The 19,471-nt window shown below is 74.3% G+C and carries 16 protein-coding genes; 6 read left to right on the plus strand and 10 right to left on the minus strand.

Translation table 11 applies throughout. The features are described 5' to 3' along the window. Position 1: 1 nt before the first annotated feature. The 4 genes from tsaE to FHU28_RS30600 form a co-directional block, all read right to left on the minus strand. A complete protein-coding gene (gene tsaE, locus FHU28_RS30585; protein ID WP_184688538.1) occupies positions 2–484 on the minus strand; it encodes a tRNA (adenosine(37)-N6)-threonylcarbamoyltransferase complex ATPase subunit type 1 TsaE in 483 nt (160 codons plus the stop codon). Beyond that, complete coding sequence (locus tag FHU28_RS30590; RefSeq protein WP_184688540.1) at positions 481–1,566, minus strand: alpha/beta fold hydrolase; 1,086 nt, start codon at positions 1,564–1,566, stop codon at positions 481–483. The genes tsaE and FHU28_RS30590 overlap by 4 nt, the downstream gene beginning before the upstream one ends. Then, a complete protein-coding gene (alr, locus tag FHU28_RS30595) occupies positions 1,563–2,681 on the minus strand; it encodes an alanine racemase (RefSeq protein ID WP_184688542.1) in 1,119 nt (372 codons plus the stop codon). Before alr ends, FHU28_RS30590 begins: the two co-directional genes overlap by 4 nt. Positions 2,682–2,766: 85 nt before the next feature. Then, entirely contained in the window at positions 2,767–4,236 is a 1,470-nt protein-coding gene (locus FHU28_RS30600; protein ID WP_184688544.1) for an NAD(P)H-hydrate dehydratase, read from the minus strand. Between the two features lie 232 nt (positions 4,237–4,468). Here FHU28_RS30600 and FHU28_RS30605 point away from each other — a divergent pair, with 232 nt between their 5' ends. Beyond that, entirely contained in the window at positions 4,469–4,771 is a 303-nt protein-coding gene (locus tag FHU28_RS30605) for a type VII secretion target (protein WP_311773678.1), read from the plus strand. Then, positions 4,768–6,435, plus strand: a complete 1,668-nt coding sequence (locus FHU28_RS33165) for an alpha/beta hydrolase (RefSeq protein ID WP_311773679.1) — start codon at positions 4,768–4,770, stop codon at positions 6,433–6,435. Before FHU28_RS30605 ends, FHU28_RS33165 begins: the two co-directional genes overlap by 4 nt. A 143-nt stretch (positions 6,436–6,578) precedes the next feature. Here the strand turns inward: FHU28_RS33165 and glmS are convergent, their stop codons facing one another. Then, positions 6,579–8,492 (minus strand): glutamine--fructose-6-phosphate transaminase (isomerizing), encoded by a 1,914-nt coding sequence (gene glmS, locus FHU28_RS30615; RefSeq protein WP_184688548.1) that lies wholly within the window; start codon positions 8,490–8,492, stop codon positions 6,579–6,581. 272 nt (positions 8,493–8,764) lie between these two features. On the opposite strand from glmS, the gene FHU28_RS30620 reads away from it, so the two are divergent. Further along, entirely contained in the window at positions 8,765–9,778 is a 1,014-nt protein-coding gene (locus FHU28_RS30620; protein WP_184688551.1) for an MmpS family transport accessory protein, read from the plus strand. Between the two features lie 31 nt (positions 9,779–9,809). Then, a complete protein-coding gene (locus FHU28_RS30625) occupies positions 9,810–10,997 on the plus strand; it encodes a pyridoxal phosphate-dependent aminotransferase (RefSeq protein ID WP_184688552.1) in 1,188 nt (395 codons plus the stop codon). Between the two features lie 91 nt (positions 10,998–11,088). On the opposite strand, the gene FHU28_RS30630 is transcribed toward FHU28_RS30625, so the two are convergent. After that, positions 11,089–11,709, minus strand: coding sequence for a PadR family transcriptional regulator (locus FHU28_RS30630; RefSeq protein WP_184688554.1), 621 nt, complete (start codon positions 11,707–11,709; stop codon positions 11,089–11,091). Between the two features lie 95 nt (positions 11,710–11,804). Between FHU28_RS30630 and FHU28_RS30635 the strand changes: the two genes are divergently transcribed. Both FHU28_RS30635 and FHU28_RS30640 read left to right on the plus strand, forming a co-directional pair. Next, the gene (locus tag FHU28_RS30635) at positions 11,805–14,630 is read left to right on the plus strand and encodes an ABC transporter permease (protein WP_184688556.1); all 2,826 of its coding nucleotides are present in this window, start codon (positions 11,805–11,807) and stop codon (positions 14,628–14,630) included. A 2-nt stretch (positions 14,631–14,632) separates the two neighbouring features. Continuing rightward, a complete protein-coding gene (locus tag FHU28_RS30640; RefSeq protein WP_184688558.1) occupies positions 14,633–15,379 on the plus strand; it encodes an ABC transporter ATP-binding protein in 747 nt (248 codons plus the stop codon). 19 nt (positions 15,380–15,398) lie between these two features. Here FHU28_RS30640 and glmM read toward each other — a convergent pair whose 3' ends face one another. The 4 genes from glmM to FHU28_RS30660 form a co-directional block, all read right to left on the minus strand. After that, complete coding sequence (gene glmM, locus FHU28_RS30645) at positions 15,399–16,754, minus strand: phosphoglucosamine mutase (RefSeq protein WP_184688562.1); 1,356 nt, start codon at positions 16,752–16,754, stop codon at positions 15,399–15,401. 116 nt (positions 16,755–16,870) lie between these two features. Next, positions 16,871–17,335, minus strand: a complete 465-nt coding sequence (gene rpsI / locus FHU28_RS30650) for a 30S ribosomal protein S9 (RefSeq protein WP_018784602.1) — start codon at positions 17,333–17,335, stop codon at positions 16,871–16,873. A gap of 20 nt (positions 17,336–17,355) precedes the next feature. Next, positions 17,356–17,799, minus strand: coding sequence for a 50S ribosomal protein L13 (rplM, locus tag FHU28_RS30655; protein WP_013288574.1), 444 nt, complete (start codon positions 17,797–17,799; stop codon positions 17,356–17,358). 209 nt (positions 17,800–18,008) lie between these two features. Continuing rightward, on the minus strand, positions 18,009–19,376 hold the full coding sequence (locus FHU28_RS30660; protein WP_184688564.1) for an MFS transporter: 1,368 nt from the start codon (positions 19,374–19,376) through the stop codon (positions 18,009–18,011). Positions 19,377–19,471 lie beyond the last annotated feature (95 nt).

Consider the following 19,471-nt stretch of genomic DNA (forward strand, 5'->3'; position numbering starts at 1 on the left):
CTCAGGACAGTTCGGCGACCCGGGCGGCCCAGTCCCCGCCCACCGGCTCCAGCGTGACCGCCCGGGTGTCGTCGTCGCGGCGGTCGATGCGTACCCGCAGGTGCGCGTCGACCAGTTGCTCGACCATTCCCTCGCCCCACTCCACCACGGTGACCGCATCGTCCACCGAGGCGTCCAGGTCGAGGTCGTCGATCTCCGCCCGCGGGTCGGCGGCCTCACCCAGGCGGTACGCGTCGGCGTGCACGAGCGTCACCCGGCCGCCCCGATCCGGGTCGGGCCGGTGCACCCGGGCGATGACGAAGGTGGGTGAGGTGATGTCGCCGCGTACGCCCAGGCCGGCGCCGATGCCCTGGGTCAGCGCGGTCTTGCCGGCCCCGAGCGGGCCGCTGAGCAGCAGCAGGTCACCGGCGCGCAGCACCCCGGCCAGCCGCCGCCCGAACTCGTGGGTGTCGTCGACGGTCTTCAGCTCCACGATCACCGTCACAGCGACTCCAGGAACCTCTCCAGCGCCGCGTTCACGTCGTCGGCGTGCTCCAGCATCACCACGTGCCCGCTGTCGTGGATCTTCACGAACTCCGCGTGCGGCAGCCGCCGGACGATCTCCTCGGAGTGCGTCACCGGCGTGATCATGTCCTTGTCCCCCACGATCACCAGCACCGGCGAGCCGGCCAGCGCGGCCAGCGCCGGGAAGCGGGAGTGGGTGGCGATCGTGCGCAGGTAGCGGGTGACCGTGTCGGCCGAGGTGCGCGAGTTCATCATCTCGACGTACGACACCAGGGCCGGGCTCGGCGTCGAGGTGCCGAAGCCGTACCGCCGGGTGAGCAGCCAGGCCACGTTCGAGGTCGACCGGCGTGCCCTGTCGATCACGGTGCCGCCGTACCGGGTGGCGTTGCTCATCATGTAGAGCACCGGCGCGCCGACCCGGCCGAGCAGCGCGGGCGCCACCAGCTTCGTCTCCGCCGCGAGGCCCCCGGAGGTGGCCATCAGCACGGTGCCGACCACGCGGTCACCGAACATCTCCGGGTACAGCTCGGCCAGCGCCATGATCGTCATGCCGCCCATCGAGTGCCCGACCAGCACCAGCGGACCGTCCGGGGCCACCTCGTCCAGCACCCGGCGCAGCGTGTGGCCCAGCGCGGTCAGGTCGTACTCGCCGCTCTCCAGCCGGCCGGACCGGCCGTGCCCCGGCTGGTCGTACGCGACCACCCGGTAGTCGCCGCGCTCGACGAGCCGCTTGCGCTGGAAGTGGAACGTGCCCATGTCCAGGCAGAAGCCGTGCACAAGCACCACCGTCGGGTGCCCGGCGACCGGCCGCGTCGGCTCGACCACCTCCACGTGGATGTCGGTGCCGTCCGGCATCTCCAGCTGGTACGCCTGGTCGTAGCGCTGGTCGCCGAAGACCTCGTCGGCGTAGCGGTCGGTGGGGTCGTTCTTGAGCCGGCGGACCAGCACCCGCTCGCTGACCACGCCCGCCGCGAGCCCGGCGGCGGCCACCCCGACGGCCGCGCCGACCAGGCCGGCGACCTTTCCGGCGGCGGTACGCGGTCGCGGCAACCGGACGCTCATGCGCGCTCGCCGTCGTAGACGCGGGGCACCCGCACGCCGCCGAAACGGGTCACGATCTCGTAGTTGATGGTGCCGACCGCCTCGGCCCAGTCGTCGGCCGTGGGCCCGCCGTCCGCGCCGTCGCCGAACAGCGTCACCACGTCACCGGCGGCCACCTCGTCGTCGCCGCAGTCGACCACGAACTGGTCCATGCAGACCCGGCCGGAGATGTTCCGGCGCTTGCCGGCGAGATGCACCGGGCCGGTGTTGGAGGCGTGCCGGGGCACCCCGTCGGCGTAGCCGAGCGGCACCACCGCGAGGTTGGCCTCCTGCTCGGTGAGGTAGGTGTGCCCGTAGGAGACGCCCGTCCCGGCCGCGACCCGCTTGGTCAGCATCACCCGGGCGCGGGCGGTCATCGCCGGGCGCAGGCCGAACCGTTCGCCCGCGACCGGCGACAGACCGTAGACGGCGATGCCGGGCCGGACCAGATCGAAATGAGTGTCCGGCCGGGTGAGCGTGGCGGCGGAGTTGGCCAGGTGGCGGTAGCGGGGGCGCAGACCGGCGCGCGTCACCATCTCCAGCCCTTCGTGGAAGACGGCGAGCTGCCGATCTGTGGTGGGGTGGCCGGGCGAGTCCGCGTACACGAAGTGGCTCCACACGCCGACCACCTCGACCAGACCGTCGGCCTGGGCCTTCGCGGCGGCCTCCAGCAGCGCCGGCCAGTCGGCGACGGTGGCGCCACCCCGGGCCAGCCCGGTGTCGATCTTGAGGTGCAGCCGGGCCGGGCGGTCCGCCCGGCGGCTCGCCTCGATCATCTCGTCGAGCTGGGTGAGACCGGCGCAGCCGAGGTCGACCCCGACGGTGATCCCGTCGTGCAACGGCAGGCCAGGGCTGAGCAGCCAGGCCAGCACCGGCGCGGTGATGCCCTCCTCGCGCAGCCGCAGCGCCTCGTCCAGCGTGCAGACGCCGAGCTGGTCCGCACCGGCGTCGAGCGCCGCGCGGGCCGCCGGCACCATGCCGTGCCCGTACCCGTCGCCCTTGACCACCGCCATCAGCTCGGCGCTGGTGCCGGCCTTGAGCCGGGCCACGTTCTCCCGGATCGCGTCCAGGTCGACGCGCACCTCCGACTGCCACATGCTCCCCAGCCTACTTCCGTCAGTGATCATCAGCGCCGTGAGTCGTGCGGGCGGTGCCCGTCGCCACCGGTCGTCGCGGCCCGGATCAGCCCAGCCGGGCCAGCACCGGACGCAACGCCGTGGCCACGTCGGGCGCGGTCACCGGACCGCCGCGCGCCGCCTCCCGGCCGGCCAGCCCATGCAGGTACGCCGCGGCGCCGGCCGCCCGCTCCGGGGCCAGCCCGGCGGCGAGCAGCGAGCCGAGCAACCCGGCCAGCACGTCGCCGGTGCCGCCGGTGGCCAACGCCGGAGTGCCGGTCGGATTCGAGTACGCGCGGCCGTCGGGCGTGCCGATGACCGTCCGGGCGCCCTTGAGCAGCACCACCGCGTTCATCCAGGCGGCCAGCCGCAGCGCGGCGGCGACCCGGTCCTCCCCCGGCATCTCGCCGCAGAGCCGGGCGTACTCACGGTCGTGCGGCGTCACCACGATCGGGGCGTCCCGGCCACGCAGCCGGCCGGCCAGCTTGCCGTCCACGAGCAGCGTCAGCGCGTCCGCGTCGAGCACCACCGGCACCGGCGCGGCGAGCACCGCGCGCAGCTCGGCGGCGGAGTCCTCGCCGGTGCCGAGCCCGGAGCCGCAGACCCACGCCTGCACCCGGCCCGCGTCGGCGACCCGGCCGGTGGCGATCACCGACGGGTGCTGGTGCAGCACCTCGCCCTTGGCGCTCCCGGCGTAGCGGACCAGGCCGGTGGGGCCGGCGAGCGCCCCGGCGACAGAGAGCACCGCGGCGCCGGGGTAGGTGGCCGAGCCGGTGGCCACGCCGACCACACCCCGGCTGTACTTCTCCGACGACGCGCCCAGCACCGGCCACCAGTCGACCACGTCCGTCAGCTCGATCACCTGGAGCGCCGGCGTGCCGCGCAGCCACGGCGTCAGCCCGATGTCGACCAGCTCGACCTCTCCGGCCAGCTCGGCGGCCGGCCCGACGGCCAGCGCCGGCTTGAGCGCGCCGAAGGCCACTGTCACGTCGGCGCGGACCGCGCGGGGCCGCCCGGCGTCGGTCAGCGGGACGTGGCCGGTGTCGACCTCGACACCGCTGGGCACGTCGACAGCCACCACGGTGGCGCGCCTGCCGTCCCTGCCGAGGTGCCCGGTCAGGCTCGCGGCGAGCTGCTCGGCCGTGTCCCGCAACCCGCCCGTGCCGCCGATGCCCACGATGCCGTCGACCACCAGGTCGGCTCCGGCGGGTGGCCGGTCGACGACGCTCCCGCCGGCGGCACGCAGAGCGGCCAGACCCTCCGCGTGCGCCCGCCCGGGGCTCAACAGCAGCGCGGCCACCGCCACGCCCCGGCGGGCCAGGTGCGCGCCCGCGAAGAGCGCGTCGCCTCCGTTGTCGCCGGAGCCGACCAGCAGCAGCACCCGGGCGCCGTAGACCCCGCCCCGGTCACCGAGCAGCAGCGCGCAGCGGCGGGCCAGCCCTGCCGCGGCCCGGTGCATCAACGCCCCAGGCGGGAGGGTGGCCATCAGGCCCGCTTCCGCCGCGCGAACGTCCGCGACGCGCCATACCGGTCTCATGCCACCCCGTCCCGTTCGTCGCGCCGGCCCAGCCGGCTTCAGCTTCCGCCCGCGGCTGTCCCGATCACGGCCTCACCCTACCGACGGTACGAGCCCGGGACCGGCTGGCGGAAGCGCCCTGTGGAAAACCCCGGCCGTTGTCCACAGGGGTCCGCGGTGGGACCGCCGGGCGGCCTAGCGTCCCGGTGTCCGGGCCGGTGGGTGGCGTCGGGCGACCTGGGGAGGTCACGTGGTGGAGAAACCGTTCGACGTCGACCCGGAGCTGCTGCGCGCGGTCGCGCGGGAGTTGGCCGACGACGCGTACCGGCTGGCCCGGGGCCCGGGGGCGGCGGCGGAGTCGCTGCTGGTGGCGGCGGCGGCGGACGGCTGGCGGGCCGGGGCGGCGCTAGCCGACCTGGAGTCGGCGGTGCGGCGCTGGTCCGGCACGCTCGGCGCCCGGGTGGCCGACACCGCCGGAGCGTTGCGCCGCGGGGCGGACGGCTACGAGGCGGTGGACGAGCGCGCCGCGCGCCGCCTCACCGGGGTGCTCCGGTGAGCGGCGGCGCTCCCGGGCGGTCCGCGCCGGGCTCCGGAGGGCCCGCCGGGCGGTCCGGCGGCCTTGCAGACGTCCCGGTCGGTTACGCGCAGCTCTGGCGGGCCGATCCGGGCGCCTGGTCCGCCGCCGGGGTGGCCTGGCGAGGGCTCGCCGGGCCGGTGCGCCGTCGCGCCGACGCGCTGACCGCCCGGATCGGCGCGCTCCGGCCCGGCTGGTCGGGCGCGGCCTCGGCCGCGGCACAGCGGCGGATCGGCGACCTGCGCACCGACCTCACCGACGTGCTGCCCGCCCTGTTCGAGGCCGACCAGGTGCTGGCCGAGTTCGGCGCCCGGCTGGGCGCGGCAAAGGCCCGGCTCGGCGCCGAGGTGGCCCGCGCCGAGTCCGGCGGCCTGCTCGTGGACCGCTCCGGCGCGGTGCGGCCCGATCCGGCCCGGCCGGTGTCCCAGGCCGGTCCGGCGGTGGTCGACGCGCGGGCCGGGATCCGGGGCGCGCTGACGCTCGCCGGCGCCGCCGACCGGGAGGCGGTTCGCCGCCTGGCGGAGCTGACCACCGCCACGGTGACCGGCTGGGTCAGCGTCCCGCCCGCGTGGCGGCCGGGCCCCGGCGCCGGGCCGGCCGAGGTGAGCCGCTGGTGGGCCGGGCTGAGCGCGGCCGAGCGGCGCTGGCTGGTCGGGCGGGAACCGGATCGGATCGGCCGCCTCGACGGCGTGCCGGCCGCCGCCCGGGACCAGGCCAACCGGCTGCTGCTCGGCGACCGGCGGACGGAACTGCTCGCGCGCCGCAACGCGCTGCTGCACCCGCTGCCGGCCGGACCGCTGGAGGCGTCCCGGCGGATCCGGCTGGCCGGCGTCGAAGCGGCGCTGCGCGGGCTGGACCGGCTCAGCGAGCGGCTCGCCGCGCCGGGGCTGCCGCGGGCGTACCTGCTGGGGCTGGACCCGGGCGGCGACGGGCGCGCGGTGGTGGCGCTCGGCAACCCGGACCGGTCCGCCGCGGTGCTGACCTACGTCCCGGGCATGACCTCGGACCTTGCCGACGCGCCGGACGAGCTGGGCCGGGCCGCCCGGGTGCTGCGGCGGTGCGCGGCGCTGGGGCCGGGCGAGGAGGCGGCGGCGGTGCTCTGGCTGGACTACGACGCGCCCGACTTCCTCACCGAGGCGGCCGGCACCAGGCAGGCCGAGGACGCCGGGCCGGCCCTGCACCGCTTCCAGGAAGGGCTGCGCGCCGCGCACGAGGGTTCGCCGGCCCGGCAGACGGTGCTCGGGCACAGCTACGGCTCACTGGTGGTCGGCGCCGCCGCCCGGGACCACGGGCTGAGCGCGGACGCGCTGGTCTTCGTCGGCTCGCCCGGCGTCGGCGTCGACCACGCCACCGAGCTGCGGATGCCCGCCGGTGAGGTCTGGTCGTCGACCGCGCCGGACGACGTGATCCGGCTGGCGCGTCCGCCGGACGAACTGGCCCGCCGCGCACTGCTCGCCGGCACGCCCCTCGGCCCGGCGCTCGCCGTGCTCGACCCGCACGGCGAGCGGCTCTGGTTCGGCGCCGATCCGAGCGCGCCGGGTTTCGGCGGGCGGCGGTTCCCGAGCGCCCCGCACGGCCACACCGGCTACTGGGACCCGGACAACCCGGCGCTGGACGGCATGGCCCGGATCGTGCTGGGCCGATGACCCGCCCGAGGTCGTCCGGCGGCCGTCCGGGACGATCCGGCACGACCGTCCGAGGCCGTACCGCAGCCGCCCGCGAGGCGGGCCGGAGACGGCGCGGTCCCTCCGCCCGGGCTACGGGCGGAGGGACCGTGGACGGAAGCGGACTACTCGACAGTGACCGACTTGGCCAGGTTCCGGGGCTGGTCGACGTCGTGCCCCCGGGCGGCGGCGATCTCGGCGGCCAGCACCTGCAACGGCACGGTGGTCACCAGCGGCGCCAGCAGCGTCGGCGTACGCGGCACGTAGATCAGGTGATCGGCGTAGCGGACCACCGCCTGGTCGCCCTCCTCCGCGATCACGATGGTGCGGGCGCCCCGGGCGCGTACCTCCTGGATGTTGGAGACGACCTTGTCGTGCAGCATGCCCCGGCCGACCGGCGACGGCACGATGCAGATCACCGGGGTGCCCTGGTCGATCAGCGAGATCGGGCCGTGCTTCAGCTCACCGGCGGCGAAGCCCTCGGCGTGCATGTACGCCAGCTCCTTGAGCTTCAGCGCGCCCTCCAGCGCCACCGGGTAGCCCACGTGCCGGCCGATGAACAGCACCGTCGGCTCGGACTTCAACTCGCGGCCCAGCGCGCGGACCGGCTCGATCCGGTCCAGCAGCTCCCGCAGCTTGCCCGGCATCTCCTGGAGCTGGGCGACGACCGCGCCCACCTCGTCGGCGAACTTGATGCCGCGCACCTGGGCCAGGTGCAGGCCGATCAGGTAGCAGGCGACGACCTGGGTGAGGAACGCCTTGGTGGAGGCGACGGCGATCTCCGGGCCGCCGTGGGTGTAGAGCACGGCGTCGGACTCGCGCGGGATGGTGGAGCCGTTCGTGTTGCAGATCGCCAGCACGCGGGCCTTCTGCTCCTTGGCGTGCCGCAGCGCCATCAGCGTGTCCATCGTCTCGCCGGACTGCGAGATCACCACGATCAGCGTGGACCGGTCCAGCACCGGGTCGCGGTAGCGGAACTCGCTGGCCAGCTCCACCTCGCAGGGGATGCGGGTCCAGTGCTCGATGGCGTACTTGGCGACCAGGCCGGCGTGGTAGGAGGTGCCGCAGGCGACGATGAAGATCTTGTCGACGTCGCGCAGGTCCTGCTCGCTGAGGCGGACCTCGTCGAGGGCGATCTCGCCGGTCTCGGTGAGCCTGCCCAGCAGCGTGTCGGCGATGGCCTGCGGCTGCTCCTCGATCTCCTTGAGCATGAACCAGTCGTAGCCGCCCTTCTCGGCAGCCGACGAGTCCCAGTCGATGTGGAAGTCCGTGCCGCTGGCCGGCTGACCGTGGAAGTCGGTGATGTCGATGCTGTCCGGCGTGATCAGGACAATCTGGTCCTGCCCCAGCTCGACCGCGTCCCGGGTGTGCTCGATGAACGCGGCGACGTCGCTGGCCAGGTAGTTCTCGCCGTCGCCCCGGCCGACGACCAGCGGCGAGTTGCGCCGGGCGCCGACCACCGCGCCGGGGATGCCGGCGTCGACGGCGAGCAGCGTGAACGCGCCCTCCAGGCGACCGCAGACCACGCGCATGGCGGCGGCGAGGAGCTGCGGGCTGTCGGTCTCGCCGGCCGAGCGCAGGTCGGCCAGCGCGCGGGCGATCAGGTGCGCAGCGCACTCGGTGTCGGTGTCGCTGGCGAACTCGACGCCCTCGTCCTCCAGCTCGGCGCGGAGCTTCGCGAAGTTCTCGATGATGCCGTTGTGGATCACGGCCACCCGGCCGTCCGGGGAGAGGTGCGGATGGGCGTTGCGGTCGGTCGGGCCGCCGTGCGTGGCCCACCGGGTGTGGCCGATGCCGGTGGTGCCGTCGCCGATGCCGATCGGGCTGGCCGCGCAGTCCTCGGGGTTGTCCGCCGCCCGCTCGGAGAGGACCTTCTCCAGGTTCGCGAGCTTGCCGGCCTTCTTCTCGGTCAGCAGCTCGTCCTCGCAGACCACGGCGACACCGGCCGAGTCGTAGCCGCGGTATTCGAGCCGCCGCAGTCCGTCAAGCACGATGCCGAGCGCCGGACGCGCACCGGCGTAACCCACGATTCCACACATGGTCCGCAGCCTAACCGAGTTTCGCTCATCGCGCGTGCTCGGAAAGCCGGTTAACGATCATTGAATTTGAGCGAACCGAACGCCAGGGCTGCTATGTCGGACAACACACGAGCCGGGCTCATCTGCCGCGTGCGTACCGGTTCGGGACGCGGCGCGCCCGGACGGACCGGGTCCACGCGGCTGGCCGGCACGGCCTACATTGGGGCCGGGCTCCGCCCCCCGGGCCCATCGTTCCGCGGGCGTCCGCGCCGTACCCCCTGTGAGCTGAGCCGATGTCCGAGACGACCCCCGCCCCCGAGCCGGCCCCCGGACCGGTCGACCCGACCGCCGCGCCGGTGACCCCCCAGCCGTCCACCTGGACGCCGCCGGACCCGTTGGCCGCTCCGCAGCCGTGGACGCCACCCGAGCCCTGGTCGCCGTCGTCGTCGGCCCCCTTGAGCGCCCCCGGCGGCGAGGGCCGTCACCCCGATCCTGCGGGCGGCGCCGAGGGGCGACCCGCGGGTGACCCGGGCCGGGCCGCTCCGGCCGACACGCCGGGCGCCGGCAATCAGGGACAGCCCGGGGCGCCGGGCGGGTGGCCGTCCCAGCCCGCGGGTCCGGGGACACCGCAGTGGCCGGGCCAGCCGGGAGCACCGGGCTGGCCGGCGCAGCCGGGCAACCCCGGCTCGTCGCCACAGCCGGGTGCCTACCCGCCCGGCGCTTACCCGCCCGGGCCGTACCCGCCCGGCGCCTACCCGCCCGGCGCCTACCCGCCCGGGCCCTACCCGCCGCCGTACGCGTACCCGGGGATGCCGCCACGCCGCAGCGGCGGCGGCTGGGTGGTCGGTGTGGTGGTCGGCATCGTCACCGTCCTGGCGCTGATCGTCTGCGGTTGCGTCGGGCTGGCCTTCCTCGGCAGCACCATGGACGACGGGACGGCAGTCGGCGAACGGTACGAGGAGCCGATCTACGGCGAACCCGGCGACTGGACCGACGAGCCGACAGCGCCCCCGGTGAGGCCGGCGACCACCCCGTCCGGCGGGCCCGGCAAGTTCACCGTCCTGTACGAGGTGACCGCCTCCAACGGCGAGGCGGAGGTGCAGTTCTACGACGCGGACGCGAACTTCCACCAGCCCGGCGCCGTGGACGCGCCCTGGCGGCTGAGCTTCACCGCGAACGACCGCGAGCGGGTGCAGGTCATCGCCACCTCGGTCGCCGGCGGTGAGGTGACCTGCCGGATCACCGTCAACGGCAAGGTCGTCTCCCGGAACTCGGGGAGGTTCAACATCGCCTGCTTCGGCTGGTGAGTGCGCCGCGGCGGGCCGTAGGCTGGCCGCCGTGACGACGACCGATCCCCTGGTGGCCCGGATGCGGCCGTTCGGCACCACCGTCTTCGCCGAGATGTCCGCGCTCGCCGTGCGTACCGGCGCGGTCAACCTCGGGCAGGGCTTCCCGGACACCGACGGCCCGCCGGAGATGCTCGCCGCCGCCGCCGAGGCGCTGCGGACCGGCCACAACCAGTACCCGCCGGGGCCGGGGATCCCCGCGCTGCGCGCTGCCGTCGCCGAGCACCAGCGCCGGTTCTGGGGCCTGGAGTACGACCCGGACGGCGAGATCGTGGTGACCGCCGGAGCGACCGAGGCGATCGCGGCGAGCATCCTCGCGCTCTGCGAGCCGGGTGACGAGGTGATCTGTTTCGAGCCGTACTACGACTCGTACGCCGCCTCGATCGCGCTGGCCGGAGCGGTGCGCCGCCCGGTGACGCTGCGGCCCGGCCCGGACGGCAGGTACGGGTTCGACCCGGACGAGCTGCGCGCCGCGTTCGGGCCGCGTACCCGGCTGGTGCTGCTGAACTCGCCGCACAACCCGACCGGCAAGGTCTTCACCGCCGACGAGCTGACGACGGTCGCCGAGCTGTGCCGGGAACACGACGTGTACGCGGTCACCGACGAGGTGTACGAGCACCTGGTCTTCACCGACGCCGCCGCGCCGCACGTGCCGCTGGCCACGCTGCCGGGCATGCGGGAGCGGACGCTGCGCATCTCGTCAGCCGGCAAGACGTTCTCCTGCACCGGCTGGAAGGTCGGCTGGGTGAGCGGCCCCGCGCCGCTGGTGGCGGCGGTGCTGCGGGTGAAGCAGTTCCTGACGTTCGTCAACGCCGGGCCGCTGCAACCAGCGGTGGCGGTGGCTCTCGGGCTGCCGGACGCCTACTTCACCGGGTTCCGGGACGACATGCAACGCCGCCGGGACCAGCTCGTCGCCGGGCTCGCCGACGCCGGGTTCGGCGTGCTCGCGCCGGAGGGGACCTACTTCGTCACCGCCGACGTCACGCCGCTCGGCGGCCGGGACGGGGTGGAGTTCTGCCGGGCGCTGCCGGAGCGCTGCGGCGTGGTGGCGGTGCCCACGCAGGTCTTCTACGACGACGTGGAGGCCGGCCGCCGGCTGGTCCGGTTCGCGTTCTGCAAGCGACCGGAGGTGCTGGCCGAGGCGGTGACCCGGCTGCGCCGCCTGCGCGCGGACGTCTGAGAGGCGACGCGTCCCACGCGGGAGCGGCTGAGGGCGAGCCCGCTACCGCTCCGCGCCGCCGTGCGAACCGGCGGTGGACGCCGCCGGCCACTCAGCTCGCGGCCCGCGCCGCGCCGTCGTCCGGCCGGTCCGCGGCCGACCGCCCCGGTCTGCCCTCGCCCGCCGCGGCGGCGAGACCGGCGAGCGTGACGCCGCCGTCGGCGAGCAGTGCGGCCTCCGCGTCGTCCACGAAGGCCAGGTCGGCCTCGACGTGCCGGATGGCGGCCGAGAGCAGCAGCCGGACCACCGGATCGTCGGCGTGCCGGCGCGAGCCGTCGAGGTTGCGCAGCTCCCGCATGAGATGACCGCGTTGGTTGGCCAGCACGAGGCGGACGGTCTCCGGCGAGCCGGAGCGGGCGGCGGAGGTAACCTTGAGGAAGAAGTCGTCCCGGAAGCCGCCGCTGCGCGGGCTCGGCTCGGACAGCCAGCGGTCGAGTTCGGCCCGACCGCCCTCGGTGATCTCGTAGACCACCCGGTCGGGCTTGACCGGCTGGGGCTGCCGCTCGGCCAGCACGAGTCCGTCCCGGGAGAGACGGTCGAGGATCTGGTAGAGGTGCCCGATGTTGAGCGGCCCCCACTGCGGTCCGACCGCCGCCTCGAAGGCGCCCTTCAGCTCGTAACCGTGGCTGCGCCCCCGGGCGAGCAGGGCCAAGACGGCGTGCTGGATCGCCACAGTCGTCTCCGATCCGGTTCAGGTAGGCACCACGGGCGGGGCCTTGCATTGTCACAATGTATCGCGCACAGTGGGCTCAGCACACGGGAGGCGCGATGATCAGGTTCATCTGGGGTCAGCTTCGCGGCCGGGCCGGACGGTCGGTCGCGCTGTTGGTCGGCGTGCTGGTGGCCACCACCGGTTTCGTGGTCCTCACCGGCGCCACGACCACCTCCCGCCTCGCCGTCACCGGCGCGGTGGAACGCCAGACCCGCGCCGCCTACGACATCCTGGTCCGGCCGAAGGGCACCCGCACCCCGTTGGAGTCCGAACGCGGGCTGGTCCGGCCCAACTACCTGTCCGGCGCCTACGGCGGAATCACCACCGCACAGTACGACCAGGTCAGAGCCATCGAGGGAGTGGACGTCGCGGCCCCGATCGCCATGCTCGGCTACTCCACCACCTCCATCGCGATGCCACTGGACGTGACCGCGGCAGTGGATCCGTCACTCGACCGGCAACTCATCAGGATCGACCGCGAGTTCCTCGCCGAACGCGGCCTCAGCCACGCCGCCGCCGAACCGACCTACGTGTACGTCACCACCCACCCGCTGGCCTACCCGGTCATCGGCGACCAGTACTACCTGGACGCGGTCCGGTACACCGACGGGCGGACGTACGACACGAACGACTGCGGGCTGCTGCCCCGCGAGGTCCTGCCGGGTGGGCGTACCGCACCCGTCTGTGACCCGCGGGTCGAGCAGGGCGACCTGCTGCACGACCTCAGCGAGCGGCGGATCTGGCAGGTCGAGGCGTTCCGGATGCTGCCCGGCGGCCGTTTCGAACGGCCGGACGTGCGATCGCCCGCCACCGCCGGTGAGGCGCTCGCGCCGCTGTCCCGCCTGACCGTGACCGTGCGCCTCACCGTGCCATTCCTGCTCGCCGCCGTCGACCCCGCCGCCGAACAGGAACTGGTGGGCCTGGACGACGCGGTGGTCGACGGCCGGCCGCTCACCGCCGCCGAGACAACTGTGGTGGCCAGGTCGGGCGGTGGGCTGTCCAGCCGGACCGTGCCGGTGCTCGCCACCAGCCGGCCGTTCCTCGACGGCGCGGTCCGGGCCACGTTCACCCGCACCCGGCTCGACGCGAGCATCGCCGGCGTCCCCCCTCGGGAACTGGCACAACGGCTGCGCGGTCTGCCGTCCACCGCGGCCGGTGGCGCGGAACGCGACGCGGTGAGCGCGTACCGGTCGCAGCTCGCCGCCGGGCTCGGACCGGACGCCTGCTGCCACGGCCAACTCCAGGTCGTCGTGCAGCCGGGGCAGGCGACGTACGACCGGATGCCCGACGGCAGCCTGCGGGTCCGCCCGGTCGCCGCCGACCCCGCCGTGTACGGCACCTCAGGGGACCTGGTCACCATGCCCCGCCCCTGGCTCAGCGAGGACACCGGCCACCGCCCGTTGAACTCGTTGCGGCTCGGCAGTGGCAGACAGGACGCCCGGCAGTGGCAGGCCGTCGGGCTGTTCGACCCGGAAAAGCTCACCGGCTTCAGCGACGTGGGCCGGGTGCCGCTGGAGACGTACGAGCCGCCGCGTGCAAAGGGGGCGGACGCGCGCAGCCGGGCGGCGCTCGGCGGACGGCCACTGGAACCCAGCGGCAACCCGTCCGGTTACCTGTCCGCGCCCCCACTGCTGCTCACCAACCTGGCCAGCCTGCCCGGGCTGCTCGCGGCCGGCAACAGCCCGCAACGCGCCGCCCCGATCAGCGCGATCCGGGTCCGGGTGGACGACGTGGACGGCTACAGCGAGCGTGCCGCCGAACGGGTTCGGCTGACCGCCGAGCGGATCGCCGTGGCCACCGGTCTCGACGTGGACATCACCCTCGGCTCCTCACTCGCCCCGCAGACAGTCGACCTGCCCGCCGGCGACTTCGGCCGCCCCGGCCTGCGACTGGCCGAGAACTGGTCGGCCCTCGGCGTCGCCTCGGTCATCACCAGGGCGGTCGACCGCAAGAGCGCCGTGCTGTTCGCCCTGGTGCTGGTGGTCTGCGCGCTGTTCCTCGGCAACGCGGTCACCGCGGCGGTCCGGGACCGCCGTTCCGAGCTCGCCGTCCTCGCCTGTCTCGGCTGGTCGGCCCGTCGCATCGGGGCGCTCGTCCTCGGTGAGGTCGCCGCGCTCGGCCTGGTCGCCGGGCTGCTCGCCGTCGGTCTCGCGGCACCCCTCGGCCGCGCCCTCGGCATCGACGTCGACTGGCGGCACGCGCTGCTCGCCGTACCGGTGGCCCTGCTGCTGGCGCTGACGGCGGGCCTGCCGCCGGCGCTGCGGGCCGCGCGCACCCACCCCGTCGCGGCCCTGCGGCCACAGGTGGCCGGCGTCTTCCGAGCCCGGCGGACCCGGACCGTGGCCGGGATGGCCCTTGTCAACCTGGCCCGCACTCCGGGGCGCACCCTGCTGGGCGCCGCCGCGCTGGCAATCGGCGTGGCCGCCCTCACCGTGGTCGCAGCAGTCAACTACGCCTTCCGCGGCGCGGTCGTCGGCAGCCTGCTCGGCGACACCGTGTCGCTGAGCGTCCGCGGCGCCGACACGCTCGCCGCGTCGGCCACCGTCCTGCTCGGCGCCGCCGCCGTCACCGACGTCCTCTACCTGCACATCCGGGATCGCGCCGCCGAGCTGGCCACGCTGCGCGCCACCGGCTGGACCGACGGCGCCCTCGCCCGCCTCATCGGCTTCCAGGCCCTGTTCCTCGGTGGGCTCGGCGCGCTCACCGGGGCCGGCCTCGGGCTCGGCGGAGCGGCCTGGCTGGTGGGTGAGGTGCCCTCCGCCCTGGTCACCGTCGCGGTGGTGGTGGCCGGGGCCGGGGTGGCGGTCACCTGCCTCGCGGCGCTCGTTCCCGCCGCGCTGCTGCACCGCCTGCCCACCGCACGCCTACTGGCAGAGGAGTGACAATGGACCCGACCCCCGGAAGCACGGTGCGCACGGACCGGCTGGTCCGCGAGTTCCGCACCGGCGCCGAGCGACTCACCGCCGTCGACGAGGTGTCGCTGGAGATCGCCGGCGGCTCGGTGGTGGCGCTGACCGGGCCGAGCGGCTCGGGCAAGTCGACGCTTCTGCACCTGATCGGCGCGATCGAGCGGGCCGACCGGGGCAGCCTGACTGTCGACGACGTGGAGGTCACCGCGCTGCGCCGGGGCGCTCTGGCTCGCTACCGGCAGCGGGTCGGGTTCGTGTTCCAGCGATACCACCTGCTGCCGGCGCTGACCGTGCTCGACAACGTGATCGCACCGGTGCTGCCGCTGCCGGGCCGGGCCGACCACGCCGCCCGGGCCCGGGAGCTGCTCGCGGCCGTCGGCCTGGAGGGACGGGAACGGGCACTGCCGGCGCAGCTCTCCGGCGGTCAGCAGCAGCGGGTCGCCATCGCCCGGGCGCTGATGGGCAGACCACGGCTGCTGCTGGCCGACGAACCCACCGGCAATCTCGACTCCGCCACCGGTGCGCAGATCCTGGACCTCCTCCTCGACCTGCGCGAGCGGCACGGCATGACGATCCTGCTGGCCACGCACGAGCGGGCCATCGCCGCCCGGTGCGACCGCCTGATCCGGCTCGGCGACGGCCGACTGGTCGAGGACATCGACCTCACCGACGGTGAAGACCCGGCCGAGACGTTCGACCGGGCCTCCCGCCTGCGGCTCTGAAGCGGCGCCCCGCGCCCGGTCAGGCGACCGGGCTGGCGGTGCGTACCTGCTCGGCGATGCGCTCGGCGACCTCGCGCGCGGTGTCCTCGGTGGCCGCCTCGACCATGACCCGCACCAGCGGCTCGGTGCCGGAGGGTCGCAGCAGCACCCGGCCGGTCTCACCCAGCTCGACCTCGGCGCGCTCCACCTCGGCGCGGACGGCGGGCGCGGCGGCGCCGACGGTACGGTCGCCGACCGGCACGTTGATCAGCACCTGGGGCAGCTTGGTGACCACGGCGGCCAGCTCGGCCAGCGAGGTGCCGGTGGCGGCCATCCGCGCCATCAGGTGCAGGCCGGTCAGGACGCCGTCGCCGGTGGTGGCGTACGCGGGCAGCACGATGTGCCCGCTCTGCTCGCCGCCGAGCGCCAGGCCGGAGGCGCGCAGCTCCTCCAGCACGTACCGGTCGCCGACCTTGGTCTCGACCAGCCGGATGCCGTGCTCGGACATGGCCAGCCGGAGACCGAGGTTGCTCATCACGGTGGCGACCAGGGTGTCCTGGGTCAGCTCGCCGGCATCCCGCATGGCCAGCGCGAGGATCGCCATGACCTGGTCGCCGTCGACCTCGTCGCCGTCGGCGGTGACCGCGACGCAGCGGTCGGCGTCGCCGTCGTGGGCGATGCCGAGGTGGGCGCCGTGCTCGACCACTGCGGCGCGCAGCGCGTCGATGTGGTTGGAGCCGCACTCGTCGTTGATGTTGAGCCCGTCCGGCTCGGCGTGGATGGCGATCACCTCGGCGCCGGCCTCCCGGTAGGCGACCGGGGCGACGTCGGCCGCCGCGCCGTTGGCGCAGTCGACGACGACCTTGATCCCGTCGAGGCGGTGCGGCACGGTGCCGACCAGGTGCTGTACGTAGTGGTCGGCGCCGTCGAGCAGGTCGTTGACCCGGCCCACGCCGGCGCCGATCGGGCGCTTCCAGGCGGTGGTGGCGTTGGCCTTCACCGCCTCCTCGATCCGCATCTCGATCTCGTCGGGCAGCTTGTGCCCACCGGCGGCGAAGAGCTTGATGCCGTTGTCCGGCATCGGGTTGTGCGAGGCGGAGAGCATCACGCCCAGGTCGGCCTTGATCTCGGCGGTGAGGAACGCCACCGCCGGGGTGGGCAGCACGCCGACCCGGACCACGTTGGCGCCGGCGCTGGTGAGCCCGGCGACCACCGCCGCCTCCAGCATCTCGCCGCTGGCCCGGGTGTCCCGGCCGACCACCGCGAGCGGCGGATGGCTCTTGTCGGTCTCGGCCAGCGTGTGGGCCGCGGCCACCGCGACCGCCAACGCCAACTCCGGGGTGAGATCCACGTTCGCCCGCCCGCGTACGCCGTCCGTGCCGAACAACCGGCCCATACCCGCCAACCTCCGTGGAACTGCCGATGAGAGGAGAAACGCGAAACGGCCGGTCCGCCTCCCGGGAAGGGGAAGCGGACCGGCCGTCCGTCAGAAGTACAAGGCGCTTGTGGTGATCAGCGCTTCGAGTACTGAGGAGCCTTGCGGGCCTTCTTGAGGCCGTACTTCTTGCTCTCCTTGACCCGGGCGTCACGGGTCAGGAAGCCGGCCTTCTTCAGGGCCGGGCGGTCGTCGGGCTCGCTGACGATCAGCGCCCGGGCGATGGCGAGCCGCAGCGCGCCGGCCTGGCCGGTGGTGCCGCCGCCACGCAGGTTGGCGATCACGTCGAACGCCTCGGGCTTCTCGGCGGTGACCAGCGGGTCCTTGATGAGCTGCTGGTGCACCTTGCTCGGGAAGTAGGCCTCGAGGTCACGGCCGTTGCAGGTGATCTTGCCGGTGCCCGGGACGATCCGGACCCGGACGATGGCTTCCTTGCGCCGACCCACGGTCTGGATCGGGCGGTCACCACGGGGCGCGCGCGCGACGGGCGCCGGCGCCTCGGTGGCCTCGGGGGCGACCTCGGTGGCGGTGATGTCGGTCATGCTGCTTCCTTCGCCCGCGCTCACTGCGCGATCTGCTTGATCTCGAACGGCACCGGCTGCTGCGCGGTGTGCGGGTGCTCGGCACCGGCGTAGACCTTCAGCTTCTTGAGGAGCTGACGGCCCAGCTTGTTGTGCGGGAGCATGCCCTTCACGGCCAGCTCGATGGCCCGCTCGGGCCGCTTGGTGAGCAGCTCGTCGTAGCCGACCCGCTTCAGACCACCCGGGTAACCGGAGTGGCGGTAAGCAACCTTGGTCTGGCGCTTGTTGCCGGTCAGCGCGACCTTGCCCGCGTTCACGATGACGACGAAGTCGCCCGTGTCGACGTGCGGCGCGAAAGTCGGCTTGTGCTTGCCACGCAGGAGCGTGGCGGCGTGGGTCGCCAGGCGGCCCAGCACGACATCAGAGGCGTCGATGACGTGCCACTGACGCTCGATCTCACCCGGCTTCGGGCTGTACGTACGCACAGGTCTACCTTGTCTCGTCGTCGGTCTGGGGTCGCGCGCCGAGGTGACCAGGAGTACCCAGCCGGACCAGCGCGCACGAACGACCAAGCGTACCTGAGGCGGCACGCCTAAGAATGTCGTACAACAGCAGGCAACGATACCCGGCCGCCCTGCGGCAGGTCAAAACGGGGTCGTACCGAGCGTGGCCTGCGCGTTCGCCATGGCGCAGCTCACACGCCGACCAGCGTACGCGACCCGGGACGCAGGTAGACCACCCAGGTCACCAGGAAGCAGAGCGCGTACCAGGCGATGAATGCCAGGTAGGCGGCGTCCGCCGTGCCGGAGGCCAGGAACGACTGCCGGAACGCCACGTTCACCAGCACCCCGCCCGAGGCCCCGACCGCGCCGGCGATCCCGATCACCGCCCCGGCCAGGCGCCGGGCCCGCCGCTGCGCCGCCTCCGGGTCGCCGGTCAGCTCGCTCTCCGCGACGGCCCGGGCCCGGAAGATCGCCGGGATCATCTTGTACGTCGAGCCGTTGCCGATGCCGGAGAAGACGAACAGCGCCAGGAACCCGGCCAGGTAGAGCGGGAACGACCGGTCCCGGGCGGCGTACAGCACCAGCCCGGCCCCGGCGGCCATCGCCACGAAGTTCCAGAACGTCACGCGGGACCCGCCCAGCCGGTCGGCGAGCTGACCGCCCACCGGCCGGATCAGCGAGCCGATCAGCGGGCCGAGGAAGGTCAGCCAGGCGGCGTCGACGGGCGTCGGGAAGCGGTCGTGGAACTGGAGCTGGAGCACCTGGCCGAAAGCGAAGCCGAAGCCGATGAACGAGCCGAACGTGCCCACGTAGAGCAGCGACATCACCCAGGTGTGCGGGTCGCGGGCCGCCGCGCGCAGCGCGCCCGGCTCGTTGCGCGCCCCCGGGACGTTGTCCAGCCAGCGGGCCGCGGCCAGCGCGGCCAGCACGATCAGCGGCAGGTAGACCGCCGGCACCAGCCGGGGGTACGCGGCGCCGGCGGTCGCCAGCACCGCCAGGCCGACCAGTTGCACAGCCGGTACGCCGAGGTTGCCGCCACCGGCGTTGAGCCCCAGCGCCCGGCCCTTGAGCCGCTCGGGGAAGAACAGGTTGATGTTCGCCATCGAGGAGGCGAAGTTGCCGCCGCCGACGCCGGACAGGCAGGCCAGGACCATCAGCGTGGTGTACGACACCCCGGGTTCGATCAGCACTGCCATCGGCACCGCCGGCACCAGCAGCAGCAACGCGCTGACGATGGTCCAGTTCCGGCCGCCGAAGCGGGCCACCGCCAGCGTGTACGGCAGCCGCAGCACCGCGCCCAGCGCCGCCGGCACGGCGGTGAGCAGGAACTTCCCGGCCGGGTCGATGCCGTACTCGGGGCCCAGGAACAGCACTGTCACCGACCAGAGGCTCCACACCGAGAAGCCGACGTGCTCGGCGAAGATCGAGACGTACAGGTTGCGCCGGGCGACCCGGGCACCCCCGGCGGCCCAGAACGCAGGGTCCTCCGGCCGCCATTCGGTGAGCCGGCCGGCGGTGGTGGCCGGCGGCGTGGTCGGTGCGGAAACGAGCGTGCTCACGGGCGACTCCTCCTCGTCGATGACGAGGCGACGCTCTCAGCCGGCGGTTTCCCCGGCGTGCCCCGCGCGCGTCGGCGCGGCAACGGAGATCGCAC

This window comes from Micromonospora echinospora (genome assembly GCF_014203425.1).
GTDB classification, from domain to species: Bacteria; Actinomycetota; Actinomycetes; order Mycobacteriales; family Micromonosporaceae; genus Micromonospora; species Micromonospora echinospora_A.